This is a genomic window from Gymnodinialimonas sp. JB5-7 (genome assembly GCF_055693405.1).
The window spans coordinates 1,256,536-1,273,768 of sequence record NZ_JBVFUX010000012.1 but is presented as its reverse complement, the minus strand read 5'-3'; the positions used below and the strand labels follow the sequence as shown (position 1 = coordinate 1,273,768).

At 56.9% G+C, this 17,233-nt stretch carries 18 protein-coding genes and 1 pseudogene; 13 read left to right on the top strand and 6 right to left on the bottom strand.

The features are described from left to right. The first annotated feature begins 29 nt into the window (after positions 1-29). Genes flgK through ACZ1HK_RS14750 form a run of 3 tightly spaced genes read left to right on the top strand, consistent with a single transcriptional unit; the run spans position 30 to position 3,600 of the window. Entirely contained in the window at positions 30-1,493 is a 1,464-nt protein-coding gene (gene flgK / locus ACZ1HK_RS14760) for a flagellar hook-associated protein FlgK (RefSeq protein ID WP_472629332.1), read from the top strand. Further along, positions 1,490-2,500 carry a flagellin gene (locus ACZ1HK_RS14755; protein WP_472629331.1) on the top strand — a complete coding sequence of 337 codons (1,011 nt, stop codon included), beginning with the start codon at positions 1,490-1,492 and terminating at the stop codon, positions 2,498-2,500. The genes flgK and ACZ1HK_RS14755 overlap by 4 nt, the downstream gene beginning before the upstream one ends. Continuing rightward, positions 2,500-3,600 (top strand): flagellar basal body P-ring protein FlgI, encoded by a 1,101-nt coding sequence (locus ACZ1HK_RS14750; RefSeq protein WP_472630843.1) that lies wholly within the window; start codon positions 2,500-2,502, stop codon positions 3,598-3,600. Before ACZ1HK_RS14755 ends, ACZ1HK_RS14750 begins: the two co-directional genes overlap by 1 nt. Before the next feature lie 808 nt (positions 3,601-4,408). On the opposite strand, the gene fliP is transcribed toward ACZ1HK_RS14750, so the two are convergent. Genes fliP through ACZ1HK_RS14725 form a run of 5 tightly spaced genes read right to left on the bottom strand, consistent with a single transcriptional unit; the run spans position 4,409 to position 7,532 of the window. Further along, complete coding sequence (gene fliP, locus ACZ1HK_RS14745; protein WP_472629330.1) at positions 4,409-5,137, bottom strand: flagellar type III secretion system pore protein FliP; 729 nt, start codon at positions 5,135-5,137, stop codon at positions 4,409-4,411. Then, positions 5,124-5,405: a FliM/FliN family flagellar motor switch protein gene (locus ACZ1HK_RS14740; RefSeq protein ID WP_472629329.1), complete on the bottom strand. Its 282-nt coding sequence runs from the start codon at positions 5,403-5,405 to the stop codon at positions 5,124-5,126. The genes fliP and ACZ1HK_RS14740 overlap by 14 nt, the downstream gene beginning before the upstream one ends. After that, positions 5,405-6,022, bottom strand: a complete 618-nt coding sequence (locus ACZ1HK_RS14735) for a hypothetical protein (protein ID WP_472629328.1) — start codon at positions 6,020-6,022, stop codon at positions 5,405-5,407. The genes ACZ1HK_RS14740 and ACZ1HK_RS14735 overlap by 1 nt, the downstream gene beginning before the upstream one ends. After that, positions 6,019-7,095, bottom strand: coding sequence for a flagellar M-ring protein FliF C-terminal domain-containing protein (locus ACZ1HK_RS14730; RefSeq protein WP_472629327.1), 1,077 nt, complete (start codon positions 7,093-7,095; stop codon positions 6,019-6,021). The genes ACZ1HK_RS14735 and ACZ1HK_RS14730 overlap by 4 nt, the downstream gene beginning before the upstream one ends. After that, a complete protein-coding gene (locus ACZ1HK_RS14725) occupies positions 7,092-7,532 on the bottom strand; it encodes a hypothetical protein (protein WP_472629326.1) in 441 nt (146 codons plus the stop codon). The genes ACZ1HK_RS14730 and ACZ1HK_RS14725 overlap by 4 nt, the downstream gene beginning before the upstream one ends. 328 nt (positions 7,533-7,860) lie before the next feature. Here ACZ1HK_RS14725 and ACZ1HK_RS14720 point away from each other — a divergent pair, with 328 nt between their 5' ends. The 10 genes and pseudogenes from ACZ1HK_RS14720 (at position 7,861) to ACZ1HK_RS14675 (ending at position 16,931) form a co-directional block, all read left to right on the top strand. Further along, entirely contained in the window at positions 7,861-8,370 is a 510-nt protein-coding gene (locus ACZ1HK_RS14720; RefSeq protein WP_472629325.1) for a flagellar basal body-associated FliL family protein, read from the top strand. A 60-nt stretch (positions 8,371-8,430) separates the two neighbouring features. Further along, on the top strand, positions 8,431-8,883 hold the full coding sequence (locus ACZ1HK_RS14715) for a DUF6468 domain-containing protein (protein WP_472629324.1): 453 nt from the start codon (positions 8,431-8,433) through the stop codon (positions 8,881-8,883). A 19-nt stretch (positions 8,884-8,902) separates the two neighbouring features. After that, positions 8,903-9,490, top strand: a complete 588-nt coding sequence (locus ACZ1HK_RS14710; protein ID WP_472629323.1) for a MotE family protein — start codon at positions 8,903-8,905, stop codon at positions 9,488-9,490. Between the two features lie 42 nt (positions 9,491-9,532). Then, entirely contained in the window at positions 9,533-10,399 is an 867-nt protein-coding gene (gene motA / locus ACZ1HK_RS14705) for a flagellar motor stator protein MotA (RefSeq protein ID WP_472629322.1), read from the top strand. Further along, the gene (locus ACZ1HK_RS14700) at positions 10,377-10,850 is read left to right on the top strand and encodes a hypothetical protein (protein WP_472630931.1); all 474 of its coding nucleotides are present in this window, start codon (positions 10,377-10,379) and stop codon (positions 10,848-10,850) included. The genes motA and ACZ1HK_RS14700 overlap by 23 nt, the downstream gene beginning before the upstream one ends. A gap of 53 nt (positions 10,851-10,903) precedes the next feature. After that, positions 10,904-12,547, top strand: coding sequence for a hypothetical protein (locus tag ACZ1HK_RS14695; protein WP_472629321.1), 1,644 nt, complete (start codon positions 10,904-10,906; stop codon positions 12,545-12,547). A 94-nt stretch (positions 12,548-12,641) separates the two neighbouring features. After that, positions 12,642-14,715 (top strand): annotated as a pseudogene (gene flhA / locus ACZ1HK_RS14690) (flagellar biosynthesis protein FlhA). Then, positions 14,712-15,482, top strand: a complete 771-nt coding sequence (locus ACZ1HK_RS14685; protein ID WP_472629320.1) for a flagellar biosynthetic protein FliR — start codon at positions 14,712-14,714, stop codon at positions 15,480-15,482. Before flhA ends, ACZ1HK_RS14685 begins: the two are co-directional and overlap by 4 nt. After that, positions 15,482-16,567 (top strand): flagellar type III secretion system protein FlhB, encoded by a 1,086-nt coding sequence (gene flhB, locus ACZ1HK_RS14680; RefSeq protein ID WP_472629319.1) that lies wholly within the window; start codon positions 15,482-15,484, stop codon positions 16,565-16,567. The genes ACZ1HK_RS14685 and flhB overlap by 1 nt, the downstream gene beginning before the upstream one ends. Before the next feature lie 25 nt (positions 16,568-16,592). Continuing rightward, positions 16,593-16,931 carry a hypothetical protein gene (locus ACZ1HK_RS14675; protein WP_472629318.1) on the top strand — a complete coding sequence of 113 codons (339 nt, stop codon included), beginning with the start codon at positions 16,593-16,595 and terminating at the stop codon, positions 16,929-16,931. Between the two features lie 20 nt (positions 16,932-16,951). On the opposite strand, the gene ACZ1HK_RS14670 is transcribed toward ACZ1HK_RS14675, so the two are convergent. Continuing rightward, a complete protein-coding gene (locus tag ACZ1HK_RS14670) occupies positions 16,952-17,233 on the bottom strand; it encodes a flagellar basal body-associated FliL family protein (protein WP_472629317.1) in 282 nt (93 codons plus the stop codon).

Genomic DNA, 17,233 nt, shown 5'->3' with positions numbered 1-17,233 from the left:
GGCAGAATGCCCAAACCCAGGCCATTGGCATGAGTATCTCCTCGGCCCTTTCCAGTGCGTTGAGCGGGTTGACCACGTCAGCTCGCCGCGCCGACATTGTGTCCTCAAACATCGCAAACGCGATGACGGAAGGCTATGGGACCCGACGGCTTGAAACGACAAGCCGTGTCGTCGGGAACGATGGGTCTGGCGTCAGAGTTGTCGGGATCACGCGGCAAGAAGACGCAATTTTGATCGGGCAGCGTCGTCTGGCCGACGCTCAATTGGGTGCCAGCCAAGTGGCGGTGGATTTTGGAGAACGGTTAGAGGCTCTGATCGGCACTCCCGACCAACCTGGGAGCCTGTCCGGGCAAATGGCCGATCTAGAAGCAAAGCTGATCTCCGCTTCAAATGATCCGGCGAACACCACCTATTTGGTAAACGCAGTGGACGCCGCACAAAACCTCACCACAAATATCAATCAGATCAGTTCAGGCATCCAAGCCGAGCGGCAAAGGGCAGACGCCGCAGTAGGGACTGCGGTTGATCGGATTAACACGGCCCTTGAAGGCTTGTCGGATCTCAACAAACGCATTTTGTCGGCTCAGGCAAATGGCGGGGAAATCGCATCACTCTACGATGCTCAGGCGCAGCTAGTCGACGAAATCGCTCCTTATATCCCGCTTCAATCACGCCGGGAAACAAACGGAACGCTTCAACTCTACAGCAATGACGGGCACATGCTGTTGAGCCATCGAGCGATGGAGTTAGGGTTTGATCCATCGCCAGGAATGGACCCGTTCCTTTCGATTGCGAACGGAAATATCTCTGGCCTCACATTGGATGGAAGACCATTACGGCTTGAAGGTTCGAATCCAGCCTTCAGCGGCGGTGAACTGAGCGCGCTGTTCCAAGTCCGGGATCAACTGGCTCCAGAGGCACAGGCACGGATCGATGCAGTCGCGCGCGACCTTGCAGAACGCTTCGACCAGCCTGGGTTAGATCCAACGATCGCGCCCGGCGATCCGGGCCTTTTCACCGACGCAGGCAACCTGGTTGACCCAATCAACGAAGTTGGGCTGGCGGGACGATTGCAAATCAATGACCTTGTCCTACCGAGTATGGGCGGCGCCGTTTGGCGGCTTCGTGACGGATTGGGTGCAATCACCGAGGGACCATCTGGAAACACATCCATCCTGTCTGGGCAGGTCGACGCTCTGACTGAAGCTCGCACAACAGCTTCCGGCGGTTTTTCATCGACAAATCGAACCATGTCGGAGCTTGCTGCCGAAACGCTCTCGTTGGCCAGCATATCGCGGATCAACGCAGAAACCTCTCTGAGTCATACGGCGAACCTGCATTCCGTGTTGAAAACCTCAGAATTGGCAGATGGCGTCGATACCGACGATGAACTGCAGCGCTTGCTGAAGATTGAACAGCACTACTCAGCCAATGCACGCGTAATCAACGTCGCGGAAGAAATGATGGACGAACTGTTGAGGATCGCGCAATGAGCCTGACAACTTTCGGTGACATGGCGCAATTTCAATCTCTCCGAAAACAGGGGTCGGAACTCCGTTCTGACATCGCGCGCCTAACCGCAGAATTGTCGTCCGGACAAGTTATGGACAAAGGGAAGGCTTTGGGCGGCGATTTCTCGGCACTTGCCGACTTAACCCGAGGGCTGCGGCTGAATGAAGCGTTCAAGACGTCCATCGCAAAAGCAGAGATCTCCGCCGACGGCCGCCAAACAGCACTTGGTCAAGTCGCCACCGAACTAGAGGGATTCGGGGCGTCTTTGCTGTCCCTCGCAGGCACCGGACAGACAGAAGGTCGAGAGCTGGAATTGTTGAATGCGCCCAACAGGTTTGTGGCAGCGGTTGCCGCCCTCAACACCCAATTCGCTGGACAAAGCCTCTTTGCAGCAGACGCTCCGGAAAACGTTCCCTTAATCCCCGCGGAAGACATTTTGGCCGAGCTCAGGACCGTGACCGCCGGTGAAACCGATGCAGCCAGCGTTGAAACAGCAGTTCTTGCCTGGTTCAACGATCTTGGTGGGGCCTACGAAGTTTTCGCCTGGCAGGGTGGTGATGGAACACCGCCCGATACACTTCTTGCAGAAGGCCAATCTGCCTCTGCCGGTGTTTCTGCTTTGGAACCCGCTATCCGCGAAACACTAGCTGGCTTGGCTATGGCCGTTCTCGCTACTGACGAGCCCACTCCTTTGCCTCCCGAAGAGCGCGGTGAATTGATTTCCCGAGCAGGTCATCAGGTCCTGAGCAGCGAATCCGACCTGATTGGCCTCCGCGCAAGACTCGGCGCCGAGCAGGCGCGCATAGAAGAAGCGCGCGTTTCCGCCGAAACGACCCGTAGCGCGCTAGAAATGGAATATGGGCGCCTTATAGAGGCTGACCCTTACCGTACGGCCACGGAGCTAGAGGCCACAAATCTCCAGCTGGAGAGCCTTTATATTCTGACCGCGCGAATGTCGCGCCTTAGTCTGACGGAGTTCCTCAGGTGATCCGATTTTTTCTCACGCTTCTCGCCGCTTCTTTGTTCGCGACGGTCTGTTCGGCGACGCCCATTCGGATCAAGGACTTGGTCGAATTTGACGGCGTGCGGGGCAATGATCTTGTCGGCTATGGGCTTGTCGTTGGCCTAAACGGTACCGGTGATGGATTGAGAAACGCCCCATTCACCGAGGAGATCATGGTGAACATTTTGGAGCGCCTCGGTGTGAATGTGACCGGCGAACAATTTCGCCCCCAAAACGTCGCCGCTGTGATTGTTACTGCAAGTCTGCCCGCCTTCGCGCGGCAAGGCGGGCAGATCGATGTAACCGTCTCGGCTATCGGTGATGCAGACAGTCTTCTTGGCGGTACTTTGGTGATGACCCCTTTGACGGCAGCGGACGGTGAGATCTACGCCGTCGCGCAAGGGGCCGTGATTGCAGGCGGGGCCGTGGTTGAAGGGGACGGTGCCCAAGTCACCCAAGGCGTACCGACAGCCGGCGTCATCCCGACCGGGGCGCGGGTCGAACGCGAAGTTGACTTCGATTTTACATCTTTGGGTCAGATCAGGCTGGCACTCAGGACCCCCGACTTTACAACTGCCGCTCGGATCGAAGCAGCGATCAATGTTGAGTTTGGTCGCGGGGTCGCTGCGATGCTCGACGCGGGAACCGTGCTGCTGGACATCGATCGTACGCAAGCGCCTTCTCCCGCTCATGCGATCACACGGGTGGAGAACATCCTCGTTGAACCAGAAACACGCGCACGCGTGGTCGTGGATCAAAGGTCCGGAACCATCGTCATGGGAGAAGACGTACGCATCAGCCGCGTTGCCGTGGCTCAAGGGAATCTAACACTGCGAATCGAAGAACAGCCGATTGCTGTTCAACCAAACCCATTCTCTGAAGGGGAGACTCTGATCCTTCCAAGGACCGACGCCGAGTTGATCGAGGAGCCTGGACTAGGGCTTGCTGAGGTTTCAGGCGGCACGTCTTTGTCTGAGGTCGTAGGCGCGCTTAACGCATTGGGCGTATCTCCCCGAGACATGATCGACATCCTATCCAGCATAGAGGCGGCCGGCGCCTTGCACGCGGAATTCATCGTGCGCTGATCGGGCGCGAGCTGGGGCTGCCTAAGGACGTGATCGGCAGATATCGCGTTTGGGAGGCCGTGATACTGTTCGTGACACTAACTGTGCCGATAGCTGAACTGCTGGCGAGGGCCACACAACCGCAGCTCCGATTACGCACTCAATGCACCGAAGTATCCGTCAGGATCATTTTTGGCCAAGAAAACTCACATGGCCCGACCATCCTTTGAACCGTTTGAGGCAAACGCTGTTCACTACGACAAATCAGTGACATTGATCTACACAGTCCAAAGTGTTACCGCGCGTTTTTTCTGGACCGTTGCTGGCTCAGTTCCTAGCGGATCCGTTTGATCACCGAGCGTGCCAGCGGCCCCGGCAAGGCTCTCAGGGCCTCCACTCGTTCGGCCCGCTGCAAACCAGACACAATCCGCGCGATGATTGCAGGATGTTCGTGCGCGAGTGAGGTTGGATCGGATAAAGCGACAACCCTATCATCTAATTTGCCTTGCTTTTTTCCTCGAAGCAGCGCGGCCCCTTCTTGGTCCGATGGCAGTTGCGCTGGCCCAACGGCAGATTGGTCAGAGGCGTTGCTCGCCCGAAACCGTGCCAACAGTCGATTCCTGTGCCATTTCACTCGTTCCGGGTCCAGTTCCGGTGAAGCGCTTTCTCGAACGGACTTTGTGCCACTCTGTCCGGTGTCCAGCTTGGCCATGGCGTCTGGCCCCAGAATTGTCGCCAGAATACTCAGCTTTTCTTGTTTGGAAGATGTCCGACTAGCGGCCGGTTTTCTTGGGGCGGTCATGAGAAAATTCCTATGTGCAGGGGTTGCCTAGAAATAGCTGCGGACGAGCGCACCAGTGATAAGTGCCCATCCATCAGCGACCACAAAGAATGCCAGCTTGAATGGAAGCGACACGATGGCCGGCGGCACCATCATCATGCCCATCGACATAAGAATCGCCGCAACCACGAGATCGATCACCAGAAAGGGGAGGAAGATCAGGAAACCGATCTGAAAAGCGCGTTCCACTTCGCTGAGCATAAACGCCGGGATCAAAACCGAGGCTTCGGGATCGCCAAGTTCAGTCCCCGGTCGCAGTTCCGCCAGGCTTGCCAATGTGGAAGCATCGACCCGATTCATCATGAAACCTCGAAACGGCTCGTAGATGAGTGGCATTGCATCTTCAACGGAAAGTTCGCCTGCAATCAAAGGCGCAATACCCACCTGATAGGCCTCGTCAAACACTGGCGCCATGACGAAGTACGTCAAAAAAAGTGCCAGGCTGACGATCAGCATATTCGGGGGCGATTGCTGCAGTCCGATCGCTTGGCGCAAAATGGAAAGCACAGTCACCACGAACGGGAAACAGGTCACCATGATCGCCAGGCCGGGCGCGAGGCTTAGCAAGGTAATCAACGCAATAAGTTGGAACGTTCGGGCCGTTAGGCTGCCGCTGTCGCCAAGATCAAGCGTGATTTCCTGCGCACCCGCTACGCTAGGCAGAAGCGCAAACGTACAAAATAATCCGGCAACGAAGAGAGGATTAGGTCGTGGCATCACTACGATCCACGAGCTCGGTCACCCGTACGGCCAACTGACCTTCTCGCTCTCCTTCCAGTTCGATGAGCTCACCCTCCGCAATCAGCTTATCGCCAACCCAAAGACCAACTTTGTCCTCGACGCGGGAGTCGAGCGGAAGGACGGTTTCAGGATCCATCGCGAGCATGTCGGACAGCTTTGGACGGGCCTTCCCAACACAGACCCGGATTTCAATCGGTACGGAATGAAGGGCCGATGCGCGGCCGGTCGCGGAAGTTTCCGTCACTAGGCAGCTCCTTTTGAAAGAGAGGGTTGATCGATCTGGTTTTGAAACGCTCGAAGCGCGGTCGCGATCTTTTCTGTCACTTCAGAAAGCTCGATTTCTCTGCGTTCGGACCCGACCTGTAGGGAAATCTGGCTTTCTGAAAAGGCCGGTTCGGCGCGCACATGGGCATTTTGAAAGCCCTGCGCATCCAGCAAGTGTTGAAGCTGTTCGCACGCGCTAGGTGCTGCGCAGATCTCGATTTCAGAAACGGTTTCTTGCTCAATAAGTCTGCTTAACTCGTCGACAGCAATTGGTGCCAACGCCTCTGCGGCAAGGCGCGGAAGCAGTGTTTCAACCAACTCTTCGAAGAAGGGCGCGAGCGACCCAAGAATGTCGCTGCGCGCCGAGTCGTATGTCAGCTCCGCGTCGCGCAATTTCTGCGCGAGATGAGCGCCGATTGATTTCCGTTCTTCGGCCTCTGCAGCCGCGCAATCGGCCCATCCGTTTTTATATCCCGCTTCATATGCGTCCAGTGATGCAGTTTCGTCCTGTGCGCCCACCGGCGGGAGCGGCTGCGCAATATCCGCGCCTCTTGTGGAATTCGCAGAAAAATCATCCAGAATCAGAGACTTGATCATTGCGGGGCCCCGTCATCTTCATTCATCCAATTGCGCAAGATTTCTACTGTTTCCTCTTCCCTCTCTTGAATGAGGAGACGTAAACGTTCGACAGGGTCCATTTGATTTAGGTGCTGTGCAGTTTCCTCTGACACTGCCCCGGCCATCATCATCGGAAGCGCCCGGTCAAACGCGTCGCCGATATTTTCGGGGGCGCCGAAGTTACTGCCCTCGCCGGTCACGGATCCATCCGACGCGTCAGCATCGCCCTCTGCAAAGGCAGGGTCGACAGGCATTGAGATTGCTTCGGGATCGAACGGCTCACTTGAAGAAAGCGCCGGTAGTCCCTGGGTCGGTTCAAGAGGTGGCAGTTCCAAATCAGCGTCGTTCCCACTTCGTGGTGAAGCAAGCAATGGGCGCAATAATCCGAAGACGATGGCAAGCGCGACCAGCGACAATAGCCCAGTCTGTACGATCCGCCCTATGTCGACATTGAACCGATCTACAAAGCTTTCTTCGCTAAGATCGACGACTGCGGCTTCATCGAATGCCATTGATTGGATGGTGACAAGATCACCACGCGCTTCGTCATATCCCACGGCAGACCGCACTAATTCCGTAAGCGCGGCGATCTCTTCGTCTGTTCTCGGGACGGTTTCAACAATCCCGTCTGAGCCAGTCTCGTCCACACCGTTCAAAAGAACGGCAACGGTTATTCGGCGCACTGCGCCTGGTTCGCGTTCGACCTCACGCTGAAGTTCGGACAAATCGAACGTCACACGCTCGCGCGACTCGGTAGTTTGTGCGGACGACCCCTCCCCCGCGGCACCCTCACCATCGGGCAAGTTCGACGCCACGGTGATGCCGGCATTTGCACCGTCACGCGTGGCGTTGTCGAGCTCCTCGGTTTCGGTTGCGACGATCACGCGGCTGTCCGGATCGATGACGCGTTCCATCACTGTTTCTCGCGCCATCTCCAACTCAACGGACACCTGAACCACAGCATTTCCAGGGCCAACACGAGCCGCCAGTAGACGTTCAACATTGGCCCTTAGTTGCTCAGCGCGGCCGGCAGCATCAGCCGCTGGCGTCATTTGTTCCCGCCCCCAAGGACCTGTCCGGAATCAGCATCAATGACCGTTACGTTTTCAGGGCTCAAGCCCGGCACCGACGACGCAACAAGATAACGCAGGGCTTGCGCATGGCCCGGAGCCAGACCGCCCGCAGCAGGCCGAATGGCAACAGAGGCCGTTACTTCCTGAGTCGGTTGAAAAGGATCAGCGGAAGGATTGGCGATGTGTACGCGGGCAGCACGGATCGCCGGCGAAGCAACGATAGTTCTCGAAAGCTCGCCTTCTTTTGCGCGCCAATAGGCCGCGTCAAACATCTGGGAAGTGGTTCCGAAGCCGGAGAGCGTGTCCAAAAGTTCGTACCCTTGCGGGCCGTTCGCAGGCAGACCCTCACTTGCAAGCGCCAAACGAAGTGCGTCGCGCTCCGTACTGTCGACAAAGATAGAGATCGCCTTCGACACGGTGGGCAACTCCGCGTGCAGAAATGGCTTCCACAACTTCGCCCGCCGCAGCCGGATCCAGCCCGCTGTAAAGCAATGCCAATGACGGCTGCGCCGCGATACGTGTCAGGATTATCAGGGCAATTGCCAACGCCGCGATACCGCCGACCAAGAAACCTCGGCGACGTCCATCCAGTTCATTCCAAAGCTCAAGCAGCCTGTTCACCGCAGCACCATTTTCATCGACCCATTCTGGCCCGTTGGCAGCGGTCTTAGCCTCCACAGGCTTAACAATCAGTTAGTGCCTTGGCGCTAAAACGAGGGAGAACGAAACAAGATCGTGAGAATCATGGCTGAAGTCGACGAAACGGAAGAACCCAAGAAGAAGAAGGGGTTATTGGTGCCCCTCCTCATTGGCGTTCTTTTGGCTGCCTTGGGCGGTGGTGGGGGATTCTGGGCAGTGACCCAAGGGCCACTCAGCAGCGCTTCAAATGAAGATGGCGAACATGCAGAAGCAGATGACGGCTATGGCGATGAGGGTCATGGGCCCGCGACAGTCGACGTCGCATTCGTGGAACTTGAAACGCTCGTTGTTTCGCTTGGCGCGGAAGAGTCTGGGCGCAACCTAATCTTTACGGCGGCACTTGAGGTGGATCCAAACCACCTCGAAGAAATCACCCAACTCAGCCCACGTGTCATGGATGTACTGAATTCTTACCTCCGCGTAATCTCCGTCTCGGAACTCAGTGAACCGGCAAGCTTGGCCCGTTTGCGCGCACAAATGCTGCGGCGCATCCAAGTGGTCACGGGGTCGGGCCGGGTAAGAGACTTACTAGTCACACAATTTCTGGTGAACTGAATGGCTATTTTCCTAACCTACGGTGCTGACATCCTCGTAATTCTCGCAAGCTTGGGTGCGATGGGCTATTGCATCGTTCTTTCGCGACGCCTCAACCGATTGACAAGTTTCGACAAGGGCCTTGGCGGCGCAATTGCGGTCATGTCCAGCCAAGTCGATGAAATGAAAGCTGCACTGCGCGAGGCGAAAGCAGGTTCAGACGGAGCGGGCCAACAGCTGTATGAGTTGGTGAATCAGGCTCGCGACATTTCGACAGAGCTAGAGATGATGATTGCCGCCTGCCACGATTTTGCTGAAGAGGCTATCGTCGCGCAGGGTCTTCCGCCCGTGACTTTGGCGACGGAGGCGGAAGGTGACCCCGAGCCAAGCACTGAACACCTTGCTGCCGACTCTGAAAAACGGCCGGATGTAACGCCAATTTTTGGAACCAGACGCGCGCCGACCTTGGCCGATAAGGGGTCTGAACCAGCCGCACCAACGCTGTTTCGCCACCGTAAATCACTGGCGAGTTAACCATGAGCATTCGAAAAAAATGAAGCGGCTCAAACGTGGTGGCGTTCTTGTCACGCTTGGAGCGGTATTCGCGATCTCGATTGGCTTGCGCCTTAGTATGATGGATTTTGAGCTCGTATCGGCTGCCTCTGCATCAGATCCAGTGCCCGAATCTACAGTCGTCGGACCAACCTCGCCCATACGGTCAGCGATGGATGAGATCACAATGCTGCGTGATCGCTTGCTCGCTCGCGAAGAAGAGTTGGCAGATCGTGAGCGCGCGGTCGAAGCCGCACAAATTCTGGTAGAAGAACGGCTCGCGGAACTGGAGGCCACCGAGATCCGCCTGGAAGCACTCATCCAGGTCTCGGATACTGCTGCAGAGAGCGATCTCCAAAGGCTGACAGAAGTCTATGAAACGATGGGACCAGATCAAACAGCAGCTCTATTCTCCCAAATGGATCCGAACTTTGCAGCCGGTTTCCTGACAAGGATGTCGCCCGCAGCGAGTGCTGCGATCATGGCCGAACTTGACCCAGCCTATGCCTATTCCGTTTCAGTGGTGATCGCGACTCGCAACGCCACCGCACCTACGCTCGATCAGCCTGAAACCGACACCGAATCTTAAGGGTTTGCTGTCACTTCAACTAAAACTGCAGGAGAATCCGCAATGCTTGGGATCGTTGGTATCCTCGTCGTTTTTGGAATGGTGTTCGGCGGCTACAAGCTGGCCGGGGGCAAATTCGGCATCATCATCAAAGCTCTGCCATTCGAAATGATGATGATCATGGGCGCAGCGCTTGGTGCGTTCCTGATCTCAAACGACAAAGGCACCATCAAAGCGACGTTGAGTGGGCTGAAAAAGGTCTTCAAGGGTCCCACCTGGAAAGATGAAGACTACCATCAGCTTCTCTGCCTTCTCTTCGAATTGATCCGTTTGCAGCGTCAGAACGCTGTTGCGGTGGAAGAACATATCGAGAACCCGATCGAGTCAGAGATTTTTTCGCGTTACCCCAAGATCCTTGAGGACCACGAGGCGGTCGAATTGATTTGTGACACGCTGCGCGCTGCTGCGATGAACTACAACGATCCCCATCAAGTGGAGGAAGTGCTCGACAAACGGCTTGAGCAAAACATCCATCACCAGATGCACGGCAGCCATGCAATGCAAACTGTTGCCGATGGCCTTCCGGCCTTGGGTATCGTGGCCGCGGTGCTTGGCGTGATCAAAACGATGGCGTCAATTGACCAACCGCCGGAAGTGCTCGGTGGTCTGATCGGGGGCGCTTTGGTCGGCACCTTTTTGGGGGTCTTTCTGGCATACGGGTTCGTCGGACCGTTCGCCGCAAAAATGAAAGGTGCCATAGAAGAGGACCACCAGTTCTATTTGATGATCCGGGAAGTGCTGATCGCGAACCTCCACAATCACGCAACCAACATCTGTATCGAAGTCGGCCGCCAAAACGCGCCGCACCATGTCCGACCAGGCTTCAACGTTCTGGAGGAGGCATTGCGTGGCCTCAAGCAAGCCGCATGAGGGGGTCATTCTGGCAATTGGCGTCTTGGCGTTGGCACAATCAGCCAATGCACAAACGCTCCGAGTCCAATCGGGTGACCATGCTGGATTCACCAGGCTGGTCATCCCAATCGGTGCGGATCGTTCTTGGAATATCGTTGAACGTAACAGCCGCACTTGGGACATTGAAATCAATCCCGCCGTAGATGGGTTTGATACCGGTGGCGCGTTCGACCTGATCCAAAGGACGAGATTGGCATCGCTGGACGGGGACACCAACCTGACCCTTCTGCTGTCGTGCGACTGCCCGATCAGCAGTTTTCGGCATCAAGGGCAATATCTCGTCGTCGACATATCGGACCCCCCGATCTCCCAGACCCGCAAATCCCAGAAGCCGAGACAGCGGACGCGGCCCGGCAAGAAGAACGAACACGTGCGGCCGACGCCTTGCCAAACCTCGCATCCCTTTTGAGTGGGTCCAATCAGCTACCTATTCTGAATACGTCGCCCGAGGCACCGGCTCCATTGGAGGCAGCCAGCACCGTTGAAGTCGCTGAGGAACGGCCAAACCCGCAATTGGAGGAAGCGGCGCAAATCATGGCTGAACAGTTGGCCCGGGCAGCGGCCTCAGGCCTGTTGGATGCGGCGTTGGATCAGCCGCAAACATTTGCGGACCCGATCGAGGTTTCCGAGCCCGCGGTGGAGGAGCCCGATGAGGTCGAAACACCGGAAGCGGAACCAAGCGCCATAGCCGCCGATCAAGAAATCGACCAAGGTACTGGACCAGACAACTACCCGATCAGAACGCAAACAGCTCTTGATCCGCGTATCCAACCCGACAGACCGCTTTCACCGGCGATGACTGAGGAATCCTGCTCGACCGATGCATTTGATGCACGCGATTGGGCCGATGCCACGAGCTTTGAGCAGGGTCTGGGTGAACTTCGCCTCGGCCTTTACGATGATCGCGACGCATTGGTTGAAGATGGCGTTGAGGCCTTGGCGCTGTACTACCTCTACTATGGATTTGGTGCCGAAGCGCATCATTGGTTAATGCAACTTGAAGAACCGTCCGATGATTTGTTGCATGTAGCCGCTCTCGTCGATGGGTCAGACGAAACCAGTTTTCCGGAAGTGGCTTCTCCTGCGGATTGCTCCGAGGGTGAATTGCTGTGGCGCTACATCGACGGCGCGGTCGCAGTCGATCTTACATCGGAAGATCTGGCTGCAATTCAAAGGGCCTACGCACAGCTACCTGTTCAACTTAGAGATCTTTTGGGACCGCGACTGGCGCGCGCGCTGCATCGTGATCGCCACGGACCTGCTGCTCGCAACGTCCGAGATATTCTCCATCGTGGTGGCCGCATCCCTATTGGCGAGTTACGCATTCTCGATCTTGACCTCGGGATTTCGGTGCCGGAGTCAGTTAACGGCACCCGAGACGCACTGGCTGAGATGTTGATGGGAAACGCCTCGGATGCCATCGCCACGATGGCACAAGCCCTCGCCTTCGACAGAAGCGTCGGGGTCAGACCTCCACCAGAACGCTTAACGGCGGCCGAGGCCTTGCTTCGGGAAAACGGCTCGGGACCGGAAACGAACGTTCTTTGGAGAGAGGTGCTTCTGGGCCACGCCGCCTTGGGCTCGATCGACACCGCACTTGCCATACTAAGCAACTCCAACCGTGACGAAGAGGTTTTTGAGGACGCACTCACTGCGTTGATCGCCGATAGGGTCACAGTCGAGGACACGGCAACTCTCTTGGTTCTCGCACATTCCTTCGGGGCCAGGTGGCGGCCAGAAGGTTCAGATGCTGGTCGCGCTCAGATCGCAGCAATCGCATTGTTGCGCGAAGAGGGTTTGTTCGAAGCTGCCCAAATCCTGCGCGATGTGCGGCGGCCGCTTATCCTTCCTGCACGAAACGACGATGGAGCCATCGACACCGATCCGGTTCAGGAGGCTTGGGATTCCGGAGATTGGGAAGATCTCTCCGAAATTGCTTCAGGCGCACATAACGCAATCGCCGCACGAATGGTCGCACGAGCTAACCCAGCCGAGCAGACCGACGGCGCGCTGGAGCCTCTGGACGCAATCGTCGCGACGCTGGCTGACAGCCAAACGTTAAGGGAAGTGGTTGGGGCATTATTGGCGCGACCACGCCCTGAATGACAGACCTCAACGGGAAGCGCTGAATGCCGTTCACCGTGCCTTGCTCAGCTACGTTTGACTTTAGCCAGACCCATATTCGAAGGGTGCTTTCCTGATGTCCGCACGGTCTCTCTTTCAGCCGACCATTCTGTTTGCGCTCGCGCTTATGGCCGTGATCGTGATGATGATTCTGCCAGTGCCATCCTTCATTCTCGATCTGGGACTGGCCGCATCATTTGGACTGGCCATCCTGATTTTCACGGTCACGCTCTTTATTCAGCGACCACTGGATTTCTCAGCGTTCCCGACCGTGCTTCTGGCATCATTGATGCTTCGTTTGTCGCTGAATGTATCGTCGACAAAATTGATAATCGGACAAGGGCATACGGGGACCGATGCCGCCGGTGGCGTCATCGAAGGTTTCGCAATGTTCGTTATCGGTGGCTCCGTGGTTATGGGTTTGGTGATCTTCTGTGTCCTTCTGATCGTCAATTTCATAGTGATAAACAAAGGCGCGGCCCGCATGGCGGAGGTTGGCGCACGATTTGCGCTGGACGGAATGCCTGGCAAACAATTGGCCATCGACAGCGATATGGCCGCTGGCGCAATCGACCATGCCGAAGCCAAGGAGAGGCGCGAACGCGAGCAAGCTGAAACGACATTCTTCGGCTCCCTGGACGGTGCGTCAAAGTTCGTGAAGGGCGACGCGATTGCAGGGCTCTTGATCACACTCCTTAACCTTGTTGTTGGGTTGATCATCGGCACGACGATGCACGGTATGCCGCTCGGGCAAGCATTCGAGACTTATACGATCCTGACAGTTGGTGATGGATTGGTCAGCCAAATCCCGGCCGTCATCATTGCCATTGCCTCAGCGCTACTTCTGGCGCGCGGGGGCGCAACAGGCGCAACCGACACCGCGCTACTCACACAGTTGGGCAAATACCCCTCCGCGCTGGCTACAGTGGGCGTGCTCATGGGGATTTTTGCTCTGGTCCCCGGACTTCCGATCGCACCATTCCTTTTGGGCGCTGTAGCCCTTGGAACCGCTGCTTGGTGGCGCCAAAAACCCTGGATGCAGAGAATGTCCCGGACGCGACGCCAGTACTGCCCGAAGAAGACCAAACGAATTCGACAGGTGATCTTCTTGACGTGGACGACATCCACATTGAATTCGCGCCCGACCTCGTCAGCTTGGCGTTGGATCCGGCAACCGGTTTGGACGCACGCATAAAAAGCATGCGCGAACACGTGGCGCGCGCATTTGGAGTCCTGCTTCCCGAGATGCGGCTGACCGATCGCGGCGATCTGCCACCAGGTACATATTCTATCCGCCTTCTCGGGGTTGAGCATGCCACGACGACGCTCAAGCCAGCCCAGGTTCTGATGCTTACGCAGGATGGTGCCATCGATCTTCCTGATGGTCAGGACACGTCCGAGCCTGTTTATGGCGCCCCCGCTCGCTGGATTAACCCCGCTGATCGCGAGCGTGCGGCACTTGCCGGCATGACCGTGGTGTCCCCATCAGAGGTGCTGGCCACGCATCTACTGGAAGTCCTAAAGCGGAATTTGTCGCGGCTCATGACGTTCAAGACGCTACAACGCCAACTCGACGCATTCGTGACCTTGTCGGATGGAACACGCTCGGAAGAGAACCGGCGCCTTTTGAACGAGTTGGTGCCAGACAAGGTGCCACTCGACCTTCTGCACACCATTCTCAGGCTGCTATTGGCCGAACAGGTTTCGATCCGCAATCTGCCGTTGATACTTGAGGCGATCGCCGAGTCGCGTGGATCGTCCGCGCAACCGGAAATGATCTGCGAGCATGTGCGCCAACGCCTCGGCTTCCAACTGATAGCCGAGATGAAACGAAGCGATGGCACGCTGCCGCTCGTCCAACTCGCCAACGAGTGGGAAGACATCTTCTTGCGGTATCAAATCGGCGGCGAGGCCGGGTTGCCGGAGGTCGCATTGCCCCCGACGAATTCAACGCTCTGGCAAAGTCCGTGAGTGAGAAAGTTGCGACCGCAAGCGCGAAGGGGACATACCCGGCGATCGTAACCTCTGCGATCAGGCGGCGATTCTTGCGCACCGTCTTGATCGCGCGCGGCATTCCCAACCCCGTTCTGTCGTTCGAAGAAATCGGTTTGGAAGCCAAACCATCACTTGTGGGCTTGGCCGCTCCATGACGGACCTTCTTGCGGATATCCTGTCTATTTCGCAAACTTGGCTGGCCACCGCTGTTGCGATCTTTCTGAGAGTAGGCGCGTGCTTTCTCGTCTTGCCCGGCTTCGGCGAACAAATGATCCCGGTCCGGGTTCGCCTGGGCGCGGCGTTGGCAATCACGCTCTTTCTGACACCGGCGTTACATGGCGTATTGGTGCTAGATGGCATCGTGCCACCGGCCACAGCTTTCCTCTCCGAGGCGATTGCGGGGCTCCTCTTGGGGCTAGCGTTGCGACTCCTTGTTCATGCCCTTCAAATTGCCGGCACCATCGCCGCGCAATCCACGTCACTCAGTCAGATCATGGGCGGGGCCACACCCGATCCCCTTCCCGCGATGGGCGCAATTCTCATGCTCGGCGGCATCACATTGGCCGTGCTTTCAGGTTTTCATATCCATCTGGTTGAAACCTTCATCCAATCGTACGAGATCCTCCCGTTCGGCAACCTTCCGGGCCCGCGTGATGTTGCTGGCTGGGGTGTGGACCAAGTGCGCAACAGTTTTTCCTTGGCCATGTCGCTCGCCGCGCCGTTTTTGATCGCATCCCTACTCTACAACGTTGCTCTGGGTGTGATTAACAAAGCGATGCCGCAATTGATGGTCGCGTTTGTCGGTGCGCCGGCGATTACCTGGGGCGGGTTGGTCCTGCTCATGATCACTACCCCCTTCATTCTTCCGGTTTGGCTCGCTGCATTCGAGGGCGCCGTTGCCGCTCCGCTTGGAGCGCGCTGATGGACGAAAATCAGAGTGCATCCGATAAGCCCTTTGACCCGACACCTCGAAAACTAGAGGAAGCGCGCAAAAAGGGTGAAATCGTCAGATCGGCCGATTTGAACACCGCAATCGTCTACGGTGGCTTCCTGCTGGCCGGTGTATTGATCGCGCCTTGGATGATGGAAGAAATCGGCGCGATGACCCAGACCAGCCTTGGCCGCGCAGACACGCTCGCGCCCAGTCTATTGAGCCCTGGTGCGTCCTTGCAGGCCGCTGGACTTCTCAGTGGTTCGCTGATTTCCGCCGCGGCTCTAACCTTGGTTCCGGCAGTTCTTCTGCTGGCATCGCTTCTCGGGCAGAGAGCACTTTTGTTCACACCCTCAAAATTGGCCCCAAAAGCCAACCGAATTTCCATCCTGGAAAACGCAAAGCAAAAATTCGGCCGACAGGGCCTTTTTCAGTTCGCCAAGTCTGCAACAAAGCTGTTCCTGGTCTCAGTCTTTCTGGCAATCTACCTTTGGGCAAGGGCCGAGACGATCTTGGTCGCCATCTACGCCTCGCCCGGCCAAATCCTTGAAATGCTGGGGCAATTGTCGTTGGACTTTCTGGCTGTGGTTGCCGGCATGACGGCCGTATTCGGCGTCGCCGATTGGGGTTGGGAGTGGAGCCAGCTGCAACTGCGAAACCGCATGTCCCGGCAGGAACTCATGGATGAAACGAAAAGCTCGGAGGGCGATCCGCATTTCAAACAAGAACGGCGGCAACGCGGGCAATCCATCGCGATGAACCAGATGATCTCGGATGTCCCCAATGCTGATGTGATCGTTGTGAACCCGACCCACTATGCAGTGGCGTTGAAGTGGGACCGCAGCGATGGCGGCGTGCCTATATGTGTCGCCAAGGGCACCGATGAAATCGCGCGGCGCATTCGGGAGGCCGCATCAGAAGCTGCCGTCCCGATCTATTCAGATCCTCCCACAGCACGCGCCTTACATGCCAGTATCGAAATCGGCGGGCCCATCTTGCCTGAGCAGTATCGCGCAGTCGCGGCAGCGATCCGGTTTGCCGACCTGATACGCAAAAAAGCGAAAGCAACGCGATGAGCGACCAGGGAAAAGACTGAAACGGTTGAAAGCTATTACGGCATTGCTTGCGGACAGGGCCTTGGCGCCCGTCAAATTGGCTGGTGCCAAGGTTCATGAGTTGGAGAATAGAGCCGCAAGCCTGGCTGAACACCGCAACCAGTTGATGCGATCAACAGCAGACCCTGCAATTTCCGCCACAATGCAGCGACAGGCGGAGCGGTTGCGGGTCCAGCAAGCCGCCGAATTGCGCAAACTTGCTTCGGCCAGGGCGGTCTATGAACGAGAAAAGTCCACCGCAGCACGTGTGGTCGGACGCGACTTGGTATTGGAAAAGTTGATTGAAACCGAGGAAGCGGCGGCCAAGGCAGAGCTCGACCGCTGAAATCGTCGCTAAGCCAACGCCTATGCGTCCTGACGCGTTATGTCGGTGATGAGGACATCAAAGGCGTTTTCCCGCCCAAGGATGCCTTGCGCTGCTTCCCGAAGGCCTTCCCGCAATGGTTCCATCGCCTCAGCTTCCGTAAAGACTCCGTCAAACCCGCCTGCATTGGCGTGGGCAAATAATACCCGCAGGAAACTGTCGCGCAGACGGGGTTCTTGGTCGAAAACCAAGTTGTTTTGGCCGGTCGTCACTTCGATCGTGAGCCCCAGAACGACCAATGATCGAACGGCGCCATTGCGCAC